This is a genomic window from Stutzerimonas stutzeri (assembly GCF_000952685.1).
In the GTDB taxonomy this organism is placed as follows: Bacteria; Pseudomonadota; Gammaproteobacteria; order Pseudomonadales; family Pseudomonadaceae; genus Stutzerimonas; species Stutzerimonas stutzeri_E.
Genome location: NZ_JYHV01000015.1, coordinates 124415 through 139518, shown reverse-complemented (window position 1 = coordinate 139518; position 15104 = coordinate 124415). Strand labels below are relative to the sequence as shown.

The following is a 15104-nucleotide window of genomic DNA, read 5'->3' as shown; positions in this document are numbered from 1 at the left end:
CCAGATTGACGGGGCACACCGCTCTGGCTCGCTCCTTTCAGGCACTACCTGATGCTTTTTTTCTTGAGCCGTCAGTGCTGGCACGGCATTCGCTCTAACCCAACCCATCGAAACCAAGCGATCACTCTGCTGGCATAGAGGCCCTTCACGCGCGGCTGGCTATAGAACAAGAACAGAAAGGATCGCCCACCGCTTGCGATCCGCCCCACCCGCCTGCGCGCTCACGGTTGCCAGCACATCGGCACGGCGTCAGCGCCGTGGAAGAACTCCGCCCTTGATTCACCCGCAACGCTGCACCCATAACAACAAGAGGAAACACCATGCATCATGACCGCAAGACCATCTGCCAACTGCTGTGCGCAGGCGCCGCTCTGAGCATCGCCGGGCCAGCCAGCGCGGCCTTCATCGACGACAGCAAGGCGAGCGTCGAGCTGCGCAATTTCTACATGAACCGTGATTTCCGCCAGAGTGGCGCGTCCCAGTCCAAGGCCGACGAGTGGGCCCAGGGCTTCATCATGAAGATCGAGTCGGGCTACACCGATGGGCCGGTCGGCTTCGGCATCGATGCTCTCGGCCTGCTCGGCGTCAAGCTCGATTCAAGCCCGGATCGCTCCGGTACCGGCATCCTGCAGCGCGACCGGGAGACCAACCGCGCCCAGGACGACTACGGCTCGGCCGGTCTGACGGCCAAGGCCCGGATCTCCAACAGCACCTTGCACGTCGGCACGCTGCAACCGGTCGTCCCGGTATTGATGCGCAACGACAGCCGCCTGCTGCCCAATACCTATCGCGGAGCCTGGTTGCAGAGCAAGGAAGTCGACGGACTCACGCTCGATCTCGGCAAGCTCGACCGGATCAACTACCGTGACTCCTCCGATAATGAAGAAATGACCGTTTTCAACGGCGGCCGACGCAACATTACCTTTGGCAACAAGACCACCAGTGACGAGTTCCTGTTCGCCGGAGGCAAGTATCAGTTCAGCCCGGAACTGACCGGTAGTTATTACTACGGCGGGCTGGACGGCATCTACGATCAGCACAACGTCAATCTGGTGCATGTGCTACCGATCGGCGACAAGCAGAGCTTCAAGACCGACCTGCGCTACGTGCGCTCCACCGATGATGGCGGCAGCAATGTCGACAACAATGCCTTCGGCGCCCTCTTCACTTACCGGATCGGCGGACACGGCTTTACCGGTGGCTACCAGAAAATGAGCGGCGACACCGGTTTCGCCTACGTCAGCGGCGGCGACAATGCGCTGATAAACCTCCTACAGATCAATGACTTCGGCAACCAAGATGAGAAGTCATGGCAAGTTCGTTATGACTACGACTTCGCCGCACTGGGCGTTCCCGGCCTGAGCCTGATGACCCGCTACGTCACGGGCGACAACGTTGATCGCGGAGCTGGCCTGAGCGAAGGCAAGGAATGGGAGCGCGACACCGACATCGCCTATGTGGTCCAGAACGGTCCGCTGAAGAACTTCGGCATGAAGGTGCGCAACGCCACGGTGCGCAGCAACTTCGGCGCCGATCTGAACGAAACTCGCCTGATTCTCAGCTATACCCTGGCGCTCTGGTAGTCGAAGGGCGCACACCGCCCCCTCCTCGTTGATCTTTACCGGGCCGCCATGGCCCGGTTTTTCATTTGGATCAACTGCGGAGAAAGGCCAGTACACGCTGGGTGAAGTCGTCACCCGCCTCGACGCAGGACAAGTGCGCCGCCTCCAGTTCCACCAACTCGGCACCAGCGATACGATCCTGCATGAAGTGTCCATGTTCGGGTGTGGTTACCGGATCCTGGCGGCCGCAGACGATCAGCGTGGGAATCTTGATCGCGCCAAGCTGCTCCCGATAATCGGCGTCGCGCACCGCCGCGCAGTTGGCCGCGTAGCCGGCCGGTGAGGTGTTGGCGATCATCTGGGTGAGACGATGGGTCTGAACCGGCTCGCGTCCGGCGAAGGTCGGCGTGAACCAGCGGGCGATCGAGGCATCACGCATGTCGCGCATGGCCTGTTCGCCGCCTTTCAGTACGGTGTCGATGCGCTCGTTCCACACCTCGTCGGTACCGATCTTCGCGCCGGTGTTGCAGATCACCAGCCGCGTCAGCCGCTCGCCCGCGTTGATCCCTAGCCACTGGCCGATCAGCCCCCCCATGGACAGGCCGCAGAAGGCGAAACGGTCGGTCCCCAGGGCATCTACCAACTCCAGCACGTCACGGCCAAGCTGCTCGATGCTGTATGGCCCCGGCGTAGCGGCTGAACCGCCGTGCCCGCGGGTGTCATAGCGCAATACGCGAAAGTGCTCGCTGAAGGCCGGCACCTGCGCGTCCCACATTTCGAGCGTGGTCCCAAGCGAATTGGACAGTACCAGGACCGGCGCGTCGACCGGACCATCGAGACGGTAATTCAGTTCGCCATCGGCGAGTTTTACGCTGGGCATTTGAAAGCCCTCCTCGAGTTGAGATGTAACGATAGCCGCGGAGCGAGACAGGCGCAGTGCCTGCAATCGAAGCGTAGTCATGGCGCGGCAAAAGCCCATCGATGCGGCGCAAGCCATGCTGGGCTAACGCCCACCCTAGGGAATTGGCGTTGCAGCCGTTGTAGGGTGGGCCGGACGGCGCTCCGCTTCAGCCCACCATAGGACCGTAGGATGGGTGCAACCCATCAACCTGATTCGTGCAGTGATCAAGCACAGGCCGGGCACATAGTCGTCCGCCATCCAGGCACGCCTGATGAGTTCCCTGGGGGGCCGTCAGACCCTTTCCAGTGCCAGCGCTAGACCCTGTCCCACGCCGACACACATGGTCGCCAGGCCAAGCTTGCCATCGGTCTTCTCCAGCGCATGCACCGTGGTCAGCACCAGCCGCGCACCGCTCATGCCCAGTGGGTGGCCGAGGGCGATGGCGCCGCCCTGCGGGTTTACCTTGGGGCTATCATCTTCCAGTCCCAAATCGCGGGTGACCGCCAACGCCTGTGCGGCGAAGGCTTCGTTGAGTTCGATCACGTCGAAATCGCTCACGGCTAGATTCAGCCGCTCGCACAGTTTGCGTACCGCCGGTACCGGCCCGTAGCCCATGACCCGCGGCGCCACGCCGGCACTGGCCATGCCGAGTATCTTGGCGCGCGGGGTGAGGCCGTACTTCTGCACCGCCTCGGCGCTGGCGAGAATCAGTGCTGCCGCCCCGTCGTTAACGCCTGAGGCATTGCCCGCCGTGACCGTCTTGTCCGGGCCGTTGACCGGCTTGAGTTTGGCCAGTGCCTCGGCTGTGGTATCCGGGCGGGGGTGCTCGTCGGTATCCACGACGGTGTCACCCTTGCGCCCCTGAATAACAACAGGGACGATCTCTTCAGCGAAAAACCCCGCAGCCTGCGCCCTGCCAGCGCGCTGTTGGCTGCGCAGGGCGAAGGCGTCCTGATCCTCACGGCTGATCTGGTGTTCTTCGGCGACGTTATCAGCGGTCTGCGGCATGGCATCGACGCCGTACATCTCTTTCATCTTCGGGTTGATGAAGCGCCATCCGATGGTGGTGTCCTCGATCTTCTGCGTGCGGCCGAACGCCGTATCAGCCTTGCCCATCACGTAGGGCGCGCGGGTCATGGATTCGACGCCACCGGCAATCGCCAGCTCCATTTCGCCGCAGGCGATGGCACGGAAAGCGCTGCCCACGGCATCCATGCCCGATGCACAGAGGCGGTTCAAGGTCACGCCCGGCACGGTTTCCGGCAACCCGGCCAGCAGCGCGGCCATGCGCGCCACATTGCGGTTATCTTCGCCGGCCTGGTTGGCACTGCCCATGAAGACCTCGTCGACCGCGGCCGGATCGAGCCCGGGATTGCGTTCGAGCAGCGCCTTGATCGGGGTTGCCGCCAGGTCGTCTGCACGTACCGCAGCCAGGGCGCCACCAAAGCGGCCGATGGGTGTACGTACCGCATCGCAGATAAAGACGTCGCGTGTCACTCGTCACCTCCAGATTGTCCGTGGGCGGCGGCGGTGCGGGCTTCCAGGGCGCGCAGAGCCTCCAGTTCAGTCTTGGTGGGCGGTGCTGTTTCGCTCAGGGTGTCAGCGAAACGGATGGCCCAGCCGGTGTTCTCGATCACCTGCTCGCGGGTCACGCCCGGGTGCAGCGAGGTCACCACGAATTCGTTGGACCCGGCTTCCGGCTCCATGATGCACAGGTCGGTGATGATGCCCACCGGCCCATTGCCTGGCAGGCCGAGCTGCTTGCGGTGGTCGCCGCCCTCGCCAAAACCGACCGAGGTAATAAACGCCAGCTTGTCGACGAAGGTGCGGTGCGACTGCTTGAGAATGATTAGCACCTGCTTGGCCGACCCCGCAATTTCCGGCGCTCCGCCCGCCCCTGGCAAGCGAACTTTCGGTTGGTGATAGTCACCGATCACCGTGGTGTTGATGTTGCCGTACTTGTCCACCTGCGCAGCACCGAGAAAACCGACATCGATACGCCCGCCCTGCAGCCAGTAGCGGAAGATTTCGGCGGTGGGCACCACGGTGTCGGCGGTCTCGGCCAGTTCGCCGTCGCCGATGGACAACGGCAGCACAGAGGGCTTGGCACCGATAGGGCCCGATTCGTAGATCAGCACGACGTCCGGTGCATGGGTCAGGCGCGCCAGATTGGCAGCCTTCGACGGCAGGCCGATACCGACGAAGCAGACGCTGCCATCGCCCAGGCGGCGGGAGGCGGCCACGGTCATCATTTCGTTGGTCGAATAGTCCATCACTTGGCCTCCTGCTGCGCGGCCAGCTTGGCCTGGAATGCTTCAAAGTTCTCGGTGCCGTGAATGAATTCGTCGACCCAGGCGGTGAAGGTCTCGCGGTGGCGAGCGATCGGATCCCACTGCTGATAGAAGCGGTTGTCGCGCTCGTAATAGCCATGCGCATAGGACGGATGCGCTCCGCCCGGTACCTGGCAAACGGCGCTCAGCGCCCAGGTCGGCAGTACGCATGCGTTCATCGGCGCCTGCAAATCGTCGACGACTTCTTCGACAGTGACGATGCAGCGCTTGGCAGCCAGTGCTGCCTCCTTCTGCACACCGAGAATCCCGGCAATCAGCACGTTACCCTTGCGATCGGCCTTCTGTGCGTGGATCACCGTGACATCCGGGCGCACGCTAGGCACGGCCGCGAGCTTTTCCCCGGTGAACGGACATTCGATGAACTTGATCATCGGGTTCACGTTTGGCAGGTCGGAACCCAGGTAGGCACGCAGCACGGCAAACGGCAAGCCGGACGCTCCGGCCACATAGGCGTTGGCCAGGTCGGCGTGGCTGTGTTCTTCGATTTCCAGCGGCTGCGGCCAGCCTTTTTCCACCGCGTCACGCAGGCGATGCAATGAGCCGACGCCAGGATTGCCGCCCCAGGAAAACACCAGCTTCTTCGCGCACCCCGCACCTATCAGCAAGTCATAGACCAGATCGGGCGTCATTCGGACCAGGGTCAGGTCCTTCTTGTTCTGACGGATGATCTCGTGCGCGGCAGCGGTGGGAATCAGATGGGTGAAACCTTCAAGGGCAACGGTGTCGCCGTTACTGACGAAGCGATCGATTGCTTCGTCTAGGGATAGGAGTTCGGCCATGGTCATGTCTCGTATTGATGTCCTAATCACGAACGAATCCGTGTCTGAGGCAAACACTAAACATCGAGCCGGCATAGAACAATCCGATAATCGATTCACCGTTCGATTATCGAACAGAACATCTGATTACCCGAGCACGTTATTCCCCATTGAATTGTCGGCACGGGCTCGATCAATGGAACAGTCGGGTGCTCAGTTCCTTGCTCGCCTCCAGTAAGACCGGCAGGAAGCGCGTTTCCAGTTCCTGCTTGGTCACCCGGCTGGCATGAGTACCGACATTCAGCGCAGCCAGCACCTGACCGGCGGAATCCTTCAGCGGCACGGCCAGCGAACGCAGGCCGACTTCCAGTTCTTGGTCGATGATCACCCAACCCTGCTGGCGGATTTCCTCGATGGACGCTCGGATGGCCTCCGGCGTGTGTAGCGTGCGGCTGGTCTTGATCTGCAGATTGGCATGTTCCAGATAGTCTTCCAGCGCCGCGTCATCCAGCGCAGCCAGCAGAATCCGTCCCATGGAGGTGCAATAGGCCGGCAGTCGGCTGCCCACGCTGAGATCGACCGAAATCAAGCGTTGCGGCGTGGCCGAGCGTGCTACGTAGAGCACCTCGTCGCCCTCCAGGGTCGCCATGGAACAAGCCTCATGGAGCTGATCGCTGAGGCGGTCGAGGATCGGCTGTGCGGTGACCGCGAGAGGCGTTGAAGACAGATAGGCGTGGCCCAGCGTCAGCACCTTGGGCAGCAGCGAGTAGGTACGTCCATCAGTGGTGGCGTAGCCGAGCTTGATTAGCGTGTGCAGGCAACGCCGTACCGCCGCGCGGGGAATCTCGGTGCGATGGCTGATCTGGGCAATGGTCAGATGGCGCTTGCGCTCCTGAAACGCGTGAATCACCGCCAGTCCGCGTGCCAATGAGGTCATGAAGTTCGGGTCGCCGGTCAGCGCTTCGATTCGCTTGGCCGGCGACGCAATGATGGCCGGTGCCATCGGAACACTACGAGGACAGGATTCGTCGTTCATGGGCGGACAGCCTTGTCGGAATGCGGTGTTCGATTATCGTCCAGCTGATCGATAATCGCAAAATCAGCTCTAGATCAGCGCTCCGCCATAGCGGGCCGGGTTACGGCAGCTGCCAGCTGAAGTTGAAGTTGAAGTTGAAGTTGAAGATCAGAGTGCCTTGACGCGCCGCAGAACGAGCCCCGATAGGTCTGGTTCGATGGGATGGCGTCAGATCTGGCTCATCGCCGAAGCGATGCTTTGCGCCAGCATGTCCTGGTTGAATGGTTTGTCGAGTCGGGGAAGACTACCGGCCAGGCCGCTCAGGTTGTCGGCGTAACCGGTGGCGAGAATTATCGGCAGCGCCGGATACCGCTGCCTGATGACTTCGGCCAATTGTGATCCGGTCATCTGAGGCATGGTCTGGTCGGTCAGCACCAGATCGACGACGTGCTGCGCCAGTACTTCCAGAGCAAACTCCGCTGAACTCGCCTCGTATACATTGCATTCGAGCTCTTCGAGCATCGCGGCGGTCGTCATCAGCACCAGTGGATCGTCATCTACCACCAGAACATTGAGCGCCACAGGCCGCCGTGGCTCAGACACGTCAAGTACGGCTCCTTCAAGCGGCATACCGGCGCTTGCCGCAAGCGGCAGCCACAACTCAGCAGTGGTGCCACGGCCCTTCTTGCTCTCGAGCACCAGCCGGCCACCCGATTGCGCGGCAAGACCGTGGACAATCGAGAGACCCAGCCCCGTACCCTTGCCGACATCCTTGGTGGTGAAGAAAGGCTCCATCGCCTGCGCCAGTGTCGCCTCGTCCATGCCTTCGCCCTCGTCCGTCACAGCCAGGCATAGATAGTTTCCCGACGCTAACGGCCCGTCAGTCGAATCGAGCCTGTGCTCCCGCGCGGAAATCGTAACGGTACCGCCTTCCGGCATCGCGTCCCGGGCGTTGACCGCCAGATTGAGCAGCGCCATTTCTAACTGATTGACATCCGCCAACACCGGTTTGAGCGAGAGAGGGAAACGGGTTTCGATTTGAATTCGCGGACCGAGCGATTGCCGAAGCAGGTCAGCCATACCCTGCACCAAAGCCGGCACCTCAACGGCTTCAAGGTGCAGTTCCTGGCGCCGCGCGAATGCCAACATACGCTGGGACAAGGCGATGCCGCGCTGAGCGCCATGAATGGTGTTATCGAGCAACGGGACGATCGTAGGGTCATCCGCAACCCGTCGACGCACGATTTCCAGCCCTCCCAGAACGGCCATAAGCAGGTTGTTGAAATCGTGGGCGATGCCGCCGGTAAGCCGGCCGAGCGACTCCATCTTCTGTGATTGAAACAGCGCCTCGCGCGCCTTCTCCAGTTCGCGCTGTGCCTCGACGCTTTCGGTGATATCGCGGGTAACCTTGGCGAAGCCAATCAGGGTACCGGTATCGCTGCGGATCGGGTCCACCGCCACGTTGGCCAAAAAGCGCGAGCCGTCCTTGCGCACACGCCAGCCCTGGCTCTCGAACCGCCCCTCCTGCAGCGCGGTTGCAAGGCCGCGCTGGGGGGCGCCGTTTTGTCGGTCCTCCTCAGTGAAGAACACCGAATAGTGCCGACCGATAATCTCCTCGGGCAGGTAGCCCTTGATACGTTGAGCCCCCTGATTCCAGTTGGTCACCACCCCTTCCGGGTCAAGCATGTAGATGGCGTAATCAGTGACGCTCTGAACCAGCAAGCGGAACTGCTGTTCGCTCTGTTTCAGCGACTCCTCAGCCAGCTTGCGCTCGGTCAGGTCCCGGGTGATCTTGGCAAAACCGAGCAAAGTACCGGTAGACGACCAGATCGGATCGACCACCACATGACACCAGAAGCGCGTACCGTCCTTGCGCACGCGCCAGCCTTCCCCTTCAAAGCGCCCTTCGGCCGTAGCGGTATCCAGCGTGCGCTGCGGCATTCCAGCAGCACGATCGTCGTCGGTGTAGAAGCGGGAGAAGTGTTGGCCGAGGATTTCAGCCTCTTCGTACCCCTTGAAGCGCTTCGCACCCGCGTTCCAACTGGCGACTCTGCCATCGGGGTCGAGCATGTAAATGGCGTAATCGGTCACTGCGTCGATCAGCAGACGGTATCGATCCTGCACGTCTATCGGCGCATTTGAAGATCCAACCTTATGCATGAAAAATATCCACAGCCGACTAATTCAGTCGGGATTATGACCAGCCCCATGGAGAAAAGAAAATTACAGGAGGTTCTCTAGCCACAGGCTGGGTATCGAGAGGATCGTTTGTGCCCTTCCGCTGACGAATCATCCGCCACGCCACTAAACCCGCTCGAAGCCAGGCAGAAGCGGTACGCGCTGCTCAAGAAACTCCAGCAACAGACGCGCCCGCAAGGGCTGATAGCGTCGCTGGGGATAGATCAGAAATGCCTCATGGATTTGCCCTCGCCACTGGGGAAGCATCCGTACCAGCGCGCCCGACTCGATCAGATCACCCACCAGCCAGGCCGGCGCGAAGCCGACCCCGGCACCGAGCAACAGGCTTTCACGAATCGCCAATGAGCTATTCGCCGTATAGCGGCTCTGCGGGGTGATGCGAGCCGTCGCTCCATTTTCGTGCGTCAGCTCCAGCGTTTCGCCCGCCGCCAGCCAGGCGAACCGGAGATAGGGTAGCGCGAGAATATCCTCGGGCCGCTGTATGTCGGCGGCCGTTTCGAGAAGCTCCGGCGCGACCACCAGATACCTCGGTGACGTTGCCACCCGGCGCGCCACTGCATCGAGCGGAAGGTCGCCGCCCAGGCGCAACGCAACATCGATGGATTCCTCGGTTAGATCGACGAAACGGTCATTGAAGCTCAACTCGACATCGATTGCCGGATAGCGCCGCATGAACTCCACCATCAGCGCATTCAGACGGAGCACACCCAGACTGACGGGCACATTGACGCGCAGATGACCTTCCGGCCGCTCAGTCTGCCCCCTTACCTCCGCCACTGCCTCGTTGTATTCGTCGAGCACGCGTCTGGCTCGTTCGTAGAAGCGCTTACCCGCCTCAGTGGGCACAAGGTGGGTGGTAGTGCGATTCAGCAGGCGTGTACCTAGATGCCTTTCAAGCGCCGCCACCGTCTTGCTGACGGTCGGCTGGGTCGTCCCGAGCTCACGCGCCGCCGCTGAAAGACTGCCCAGCTCCACGGCCCGAACGAACTGATGCATTGCGCCTAGCGTGTTCATGGCATTCCATTTTCGAATGATCGGCATGCCATTCTGCGCTCTACCGTAGCCAATCGGAATAACCCAACCTGACCGGACTTATCCCTGTCTCGGAGTCACCCAGTGAAGACACAGACGCTTCTTTCATCCGCTGTAATGTCGCTCGGCCTGCTTTGCATCACCGCGGCAGACGCCAACGCAACCTGGTACAGCACCTGGACCGCCGCGCCGCAGCCGATATGGCGCTCCAGTATCCCTCTGCCGACTGGATTGCCGGCCACACTCGACAAACAGACCATTCGCCAGATCGTTCGTGTCAGTACGGGCGGCAATCGGGTCCGGGTCGTGCTTTCGAACCGGTACGGCACGGTACCGCTGACCATCGGCGCGGCATCCGTGGCGCTGACAGTAGAGGGTGCCCGCGTAAGTCCCAATTCTGCGCGGGCGCTGACCTTCGCCGGCCACAGCGCAGTGACGCTGCCGCCTGGCGCAAATTGGACCAGTGACCCTGTCGAGCTTGCCGTACCGGCGTTAACCCGAATCTCGATCAGCTTGTACCTGCCGGAACCAACGCCCCCAGCCACGATGCACTGGGATGCCAGACAGACCGCCTACCTCGCTCCGGGCGATCGCGTCCAGGCAACGGATCTGCCATACGACTCGACATTTACGTCTGGGCTGCTGGTCACGGATGTGTTGCTCGAAACCCCGTCCCCAGTTCGTACGATTGCGGTGTTGGGCGACTCCATCACCGATGGCAACGGGGCCAGTCCGGATGCATTCAAGCGGTGGCCGGACTTTTTCGCGGAGCGTGTGGCCAACGACGGCATCGCCGTGCTGAACGCCGGTATCTCCGGGGCACGTCTGCTCGAAGATGGGATGGGTGACAACGCGCTGGCGCGCTTCGAACGCGACGTCCTGAGTAAGCCGCATATCGAAACGGCCGTGGTGTTGCTGGGAATAAACGATATCGCCTGGCCTGGCAGCACCTTCGCGCCGGATGCGCCCGCGCCCAGCTTCGAAGCGTTGATAGCCGGTTATCGGCAGTTGATCACGCAAGCGCATCTTCGCAACGTTCGCATCGTCGCGGGGACGCTGCTGCCATTCGAAGGTGCGCTACCGGACTCCCCCATCCACCACTATTACTCACCGGAGAAAGAGCGTCTGCGTCAGCAGGTCAATGAGTGGATTCGCACCAGTGGCAGTTTCGATGCGGTGCTGGACTTCGATGCCTGGCTACGTGACCCCACTCACCCGACACGGCTTCTCGCGCGGTACGACTCGGGCGACAGGCTTCATCCCGGCGATATCGGCAATCAGGCGATGGCCGAACGAATCGATTTGCAACTGCTGCTCGGCAAATCGCCACGCGACGCTCGATAGCGTGGCCATTGGCGGCCCCGCCTCAGCGTGCTTGCGCAGGCGCCGCAAACCGCGATTTCCGCAGCTTTGATCTCTTCAGCGCAAAAGACCTGGATACCCCTGTTCAGCGCGCAAGGTATCGGCAATGGCCTGGGCCGCCACCGACAGTTCGTGGCCGGGCTTGGTCAGAATACCGACCGGCTTTTCGATCACCGGATCACGTAGCGCCACGCAGCGCGCACCGAGTTCCAGCATTTGCGCACGGCACAGCGCCGGTACGGCACTGACTCCCAGACCGCTGGCGACCATGCGGCCGACCGTGGCCAACTGATGACTCTCGAACTGCACCGGCAGCTGGCGTCCGCGCTGGCGCAGGTGGTCTTCGAGCATGAAGCGCACGGTGGAAGGCCGCTGCAAGGTGATGAAGGGATATCCGAGCAAGGCGTCCCAGGCGATCTCGGGCTGAGACGCGAGCGACGATTCCGCCGGCACGACGGCAACGAATCGATCGGTGTATAGCGACGTGAAGGTCAAAGGTGCGCTCGGCTCAGGCTCGAACGCGATGCCCAGCTCCACCTGACGATCGCGGACCATTTCCATTACCTGTTCGTTGATCACGTCATGCACCGTAACGCTGATCGAGGGGTATTGATCGCTAAAGGTTCGTAGCACCGCTGGCAGCAGGTTACCGGCAAACGAAGGCATCGAGGCCAGCGCCACCCTGCCCTGTTTCAAGGTGAAGCGCTGGCGCAACTCATCCTCGGCGTTGTCCCAGTCGGCCAGTAGCCGTCGCGCTAGAGGCAACAATGCTTCGCCCTCCGGCGTGAGGCTGACGGCCCTCGTGGTTCGGCTGAACAAGCGGCCACCGAGCCCATCCTCCAACGCCTTGATGGTCAGGCTCAGAGCCGATTGCGAGAGATGCAGGCGCTCGCAAGCCTGGGCGAAGCTAAGCGTGTGAGCCACCGATAGAAAGGCGCGTAATTGTTTGACGGTCATGGAAGTGTCCGAGCGAATAGACGTACCAACGCCGTAGATTATTCTGTTTTTCCAATTAATAACGCTTAAAAATCAACTTAACAAATCACATCTCTGCAGGAACACTCGACGGCAACGACTCTCACGTCCTCCAACAACAAGAAGGAATGGTTTATGGCTGGTTTCGACAAGCGCGTGAATTCCTACGCCGAAGCCCTCGACGGTCTACAGGACGGCATGACCGTACTGGCCGGCGGTTTCGGCCTGTGCGGTATTCCAGAAAACCTGATCGCCGAGATCAAGCGCAAAGGCACTCGCGACCTGACAGTGGTCTCCAATAATTGCGGTGTCGATGGTTTCGGCCTCGGCGTGCTGCTGGAAGACCGGCAGATCCGCAAGATGATCGCCTCTTATGTCGGCGAGAACGCCTTGTTCGAAAAGCAGCTGCTCAATGGTGAGCTGGAAGTCGAGCTGACGCCTCAGGGCACGCTCGCCGAGAAGATGCGCGCGGGCGGTGCTGGCATTCCGGCCTTCTATACTGCGACCGGTTACGGCACCCCCATCGCCGAAGGCAAGGATGTGCGCGAGTTCAATGGTCGCCCGCACATCCTCGAACACGCCATCACCGGAGACTTCGCCATCGTCAAGGGCTGGAAGGCCGACCGCTACGGCAACGTCATCTACCGCCACACAGCGCAGAACTTCAACCCGCTGGCCGCCGCCGCCGCGAAGATCACCGTGGTCGAAGTCGAGGAAATCGTCGAGCCCGGCGAGATCGACCCCACTCAGATCCATACGCCCGGCATCTACGTCGACCGCATCATCTGCGGGACCTTCGAGAAGCGCATCGAGAAGCGCACTGTCCGCAGCTGATCCCCATACTGGTTGAAAGAATAAGAGATCAAGACCATGGCACTTTCCCGCGAACAAATGGCCCAGCGCGTCGCCCGCGAACTGCAGGACGGCTACTACGTGAACCTCGGCATCGGTATCCCGACCCTGGTCGCCAACTACGTGCCCGAGGGCATGGAAGTAATGCTGCAGTCGGAAAACGGCCTGCTCGGCATGGGCCCCTTCCCCACCGAAGAAGAGCTCGACGCCGACATGATCAATGCCGGCAAGCAGACCGTCACCGCGCGCATCGGCGCCTCTATCTTCAACTCAGCGGAATCCTTCGCGATGATCCGCGGCGGGCATATCGATCTCACCGTGCTCGGTGCGTTCGAGGTCGACGTACAAGGCAACATCGCCTCCTGGATGATCCCTGGCAAACTGGTCAAAGGTATGGGCGGCGCGATGGATCTGGTCGCCGGTGCCGAGAACATCATCGTGCTGATGACGCACGCCTCCAAGGACGGCGAGTCCAAGCTGCTGCCCAAGTGCACCCTGCCGCTGACCGGGGCGGGCTGCATCAAGCGCGTACTGACCGATCTGGCCTATCTTGAGATCGAGAACGGTGCCTTCGTCCTCAAGGAACGCGCACCGGGCGTGAGCGTCGAGGAAATCATCGCAAAGACCGTCGGCGAATTGGTGGTACCGGACCATGTGCCGGAAATGACCTTCGGCTGATCCAGTGCCGATAAAGGCCTCGCGATGAGAAATCATGCGAGGCTTTTCCCGTTTATAAGATGAGAGGAAAAACGCCATGCAAGACGTCGTTATCGTTGCCGCCACCCGTACCGCCATCGGCTCGTTCCAGGGCGCATTGGCCAACATCGCCGCGCCGGATCTGGGCGCGGCCGTGATCAAGCGTCTGCTCGAACAGACCGGACTGAATCCCGCCGACGTCGATGAAGTCATCCTTGGCCAGGTATTGACGGCTGGTTCCGGTCAGAACCCCGCTCGTCAGGCTTCGATCAAAGCCGGCCTGCCTCACGCCGTGCCGTCCTTCACGCTGAACAAGGTTTGCGGTTCCGGCCTCAAGGCGCTGCATCTGGCCACCCAGGCCATCCGTTGCGGCGACGCCGAGGTGATCATCGCTGGCGGCCAGGAGAACATGAGCCTGGCGCCCTACGTCCTGCCGAAAGCCCGCACCGGCTTGCGCATGGGCCATGCTGAGTTGGTCGACTCGATGATCAGCGACGGCCTCTGGGATGCCTTCAACGACTTCCACATGGGCATCACCGCCGAGAACTTGGTCGACAAGTACCAGATCAGCCGCGAAGCCCAGGATGCCTTTGCCGCATCCTCGCAGCAAAAGGCCGTGGCCGCCATCGAGGCCGGGCGTTTCAAGGACGAAATCACGCATATCGAGATTCCGCAGCGCAAAGGCGAGCCCCTGCGCTTCGACACCGACGAGCAGCCACGTGCCGGGACCACCACCGACGCCCTGGCGAAACTCAAACCGGCATTCAAGAAGGATGGCTCGGTCACCGCCGGCAATGCCTCCAGCCTTAACGATGGCGCCGCCGCGGTGCTGCTGATGAGTGCCGACAAAGCCAAGGCGCTCGGCCTGCCAGTGCTGGCGCGAATCAAGGCCTACGCCAACGCTGGCGTCGACCCGGCCATCATGGGCATCGCGCCGGTATCGGCGACCCGTCGCTGCCTGGACAAGGCCGGCTGGTCGTTGGACGAACTGGACCTGATCGAAGCCAACGAAGCCTTCGCCGCCCAGGCGCTGTCGGTGGGCCAGGAGCTGGGCTGGGATGCGAGCAAGGTCAACGTCAATGGCGGCGCGATCGCTCTGGGGCACCCCATCGGTGCATCGGGCTGCCGCGTGTTGGTCACCTTGCTGCACGAGATGATGCGCCGCGACGCCAAGAAGGGCCTCGCCACGCTGTGCATCGGCGGTGGCCAGGGCGTTGCGTTGGCGCTGGAACGGAGCTGAAGCGGCGCGGTTCAGATTCAAGCAGGCCTTCATCCCCGCTGTTCGGTCGCGTAGACGTCCGGGCAGCGGTAGTTACAGCAACTCGCTTCAGCAAGCGCCGCCAGGCTGCCGCGTTACTCCTGCGGCCGGCGATATCCAAAAGAAAAACAAACAGGATCCAA

General features: G+C 61.6%; 13 protein-coding genes. 5 read left to right on the top strand and 8 right to left on the bottom strand.

Going from position 1 to position 15104, the window contains the following annotated elements; translation table 11 throughout:
- Positions 1-320: 320 nt before the first annotated feature.
- Positions 321-1583, top strand: a complete 1263-nt coding sequence (locus tag UF78_RS09310) for an OprD family porin (RefSeq protein WP_045161880.1) — start codon at positions 321-323, stop codon at positions 1581-1583.
- A 70-nt stretch (positions 1584-1653) separates the two neighbouring features.
- On the opposite strand, the gene pcaD is transcribed toward UF78_RS09310, so the two are convergent.
- From pcaD to UF78_RS09275, 7 genes are all read right to left on the bottom strand, one after another.
- Positions 1654-2442 (bottom strand): 3-oxoadipate enol-lactonase, encoded by a 789-nt coding sequence (pcaD, locus tag UF78_RS09305; RefSeq protein WP_045161879.1) that lies wholly within the window; start codon positions 2440-2442, stop codon positions 1654-1656.
- Positions 2443-2754: 312 nt separating this feature from the next.
- A complete protein-coding gene (pcaF, locus tag UF78_RS09300; protein ID WP_045161878.1) occupies positions 2755-3960 on the bottom strand; it encodes a 3-oxoadipyl-CoA thiolase in 1206 nt (401 codons plus the stop codon).
- Positions 3957-4739, bottom strand: a complete 783-nt coding sequence (locus tag UF78_RS09295; protein WP_155397618.1) for a CoA-transferase subunit beta — start codon at positions 4737-4739, stop codon at positions 3957-3959. Before UF78_RS09295 ends, pcaF begins: the two co-directional genes overlap by 4 nt.
- Positions 4736-5593, bottom strand: coding sequence for a CoA transferase subunit A (locus UF78_RS09290; RefSeq protein WP_045161876.1), 858 nt, complete (start codon positions 5591-5593; stop codon positions 4736-4738). The genes UF78_RS09295 and UF78_RS09290 overlap by 4 nt, the downstream gene beginning before the upstream one ends.
- Positions 5594-5765: 172 nt before the next feature.
- On the bottom strand, positions 5766-6608 hold the full coding sequence (locus UF78_RS09285; RefSeq protein ID WP_045161875.1) for an IclR family transcriptional regulator domain-containing protein: 843 nt from the start codon (positions 6606-6608) through the stop codon (positions 5766-5768).
- A gap of 207 nt (positions 6609-6815) precedes the next feature.
- Entirely contained in the window at positions 6816-8747 is a 1932-nt protein-coding gene (locus UF78_RS09280) for a hybrid sensor histidine kinase/response regulator (protein ID WP_045161874.1), read from the bottom strand.
- Positions 8748-8891: 144 nt separating this feature from the next.
- A complete protein-coding gene (locus UF78_RS09275; RefSeq protein ID WP_045161873.1) occupies positions 8892-9800 on the bottom strand; it encodes a LysR family transcriptional regulator in 909 nt (302 codons plus the stop codon).
- Positions 9801-9935: 135 nt separating this feature from the next.
- On the opposite strand from UF78_RS09275, the gene UF78_RS09270 reads away from it, so the two are divergent.
- On the top strand, positions 9936-11162 hold the full coding sequence (locus UF78_RS09270) for an SGNH/GDSL hydrolase family protein (protein WP_045161872.1): 1227 nt from the start codon (positions 9936-9938) through the stop codon (positions 11160-11162).
- A 75-nt stretch (positions 11163-11237) separates the two neighbouring features.
- Here the strand turns inward: UF78_RS09270 and UF78_RS09265 are convergent, their stop codons facing one another.
- On the bottom strand, positions 11238-12137 hold the full coding sequence (locus UF78_RS09265; RefSeq protein WP_045161871.1) for a LysR family transcriptional regulator: 900 nt from the start codon (positions 12135-12137) through the stop codon (positions 11238-11240).
- A gap of 153 nt (positions 12138-12290) precedes the next feature.
- On the opposite strand from UF78_RS09265, the gene UF78_RS09260 reads away from it, so the two are divergent.
- The 3 genes from UF78_RS09260 (at position 12291) to UF78_RS09250 (ending at position 14943) form a co-directional block, all read left to right on the top strand.
- A complete protein-coding gene (locus UF78_RS09260) occupies positions 12291-12989 on the top strand; it encodes a CoA transferase subunit A (RefSeq protein WP_045161870.1) in 699 nt (232 codons plus the stop codon).
- Between the two features lie 36 nt (positions 12990-13025).
- Positions 13026-13685, top strand: coding sequence for a CoA transferase subunit B (locus UF78_RS09255; RefSeq protein WP_045161869.1), 660 nt, complete (start codon positions 13026-13028; stop codon positions 13683-13685).
- Between the two features lie 76 nt (positions 13686-13761).
- Positions 13762-14943: an acetyl-CoA C-acetyltransferase gene (locus UF78_RS09250; protein ID WP_045161868.1), complete on the top strand. Its 1182-nt coding sequence runs from the start codon at positions 13762-13764 to the stop codon at positions 14941-14943.
- Positions 14944-15104: the final 161 nt, after the last annotated feature.

Bases quoted from the DNA above. Each gene is read 5' to 3' on its own strand.
- UF78_RS09310 (WP_045161880.1), top strand. From the start codon at position 321: ATGCATCATGACCGCAAGACCATCTGCCAACTGCTGTGCGCAGGCGCC.
- pcaD (WP_045161879.1), bottom strand. From the start codon at position 2,442: ATGCCCAGCGTAAAACTCGCCGATGGCGAACTGAATTACCGTCTCGAT.
- UF78_RS09290 (WP_045161876.1), bottom strand. From the start codon at position 5,593: ATGGCCGAACTCCTATCCCTAGACGAAGCAATCGATCGCTTCGTCAGT.
- UF78_RS09285 (WP_045161875.1), bottom strand. From the start codon at position 6,608: ATGAACGACGAATCCTGTCCTCGTAGTGTTCCGATGGCACCGGCCATC.
- UF78_RS09280 (WP_045161874.1), bottom strand. From the start codon at position 8,747: ATGCATAAGGTTGGATCTTCAAATGCGCCGATAGACGTGCAGGATCGA.
- UF78_RS09275 (WP_045161873.1), bottom strand. From the start codon at position 9,800: ATGAACACGCTAGGCGCAATGCATCAGTTCGTTCGGGCCGTGGAGCTG.
- UF78_RS09270 (WP_045161872.1), top strand. From the start codon at position 9,936: ATGTCGCTCGGCCTGCTTTGCATCACCGCGGCAGACGCCAACGCAACC.
- UF78_RS09265 (WP_045161871.1), bottom strand. From the start codon at position 12,137: ATGACCGTCAAACAATTACGCGCCTTTCTATCGGTGGCTCACACGCTT.
- UF78_RS09260 (WP_045161870.1), top strand. From the start codon at position 12,291: ATGGCTGGTTTCGACAAGCGCGTGAATTCCTACGCCGAAGCCCTCGAC.
- UF78_RS09255 (WP_045161869.1), top strand. From the start codon at position 13,026: ATGGCACTTTCCCGCGAACAAATGGCCCAGCGCGTCGCCCGCGAACTG.
- UF78_RS09250 (WP_045161868.1), top strand. From the start codon at position 13,762: ATGCAAGACGTCGTTATCGTTGCCGCCACCCGTACCGCCATCGGCTCG.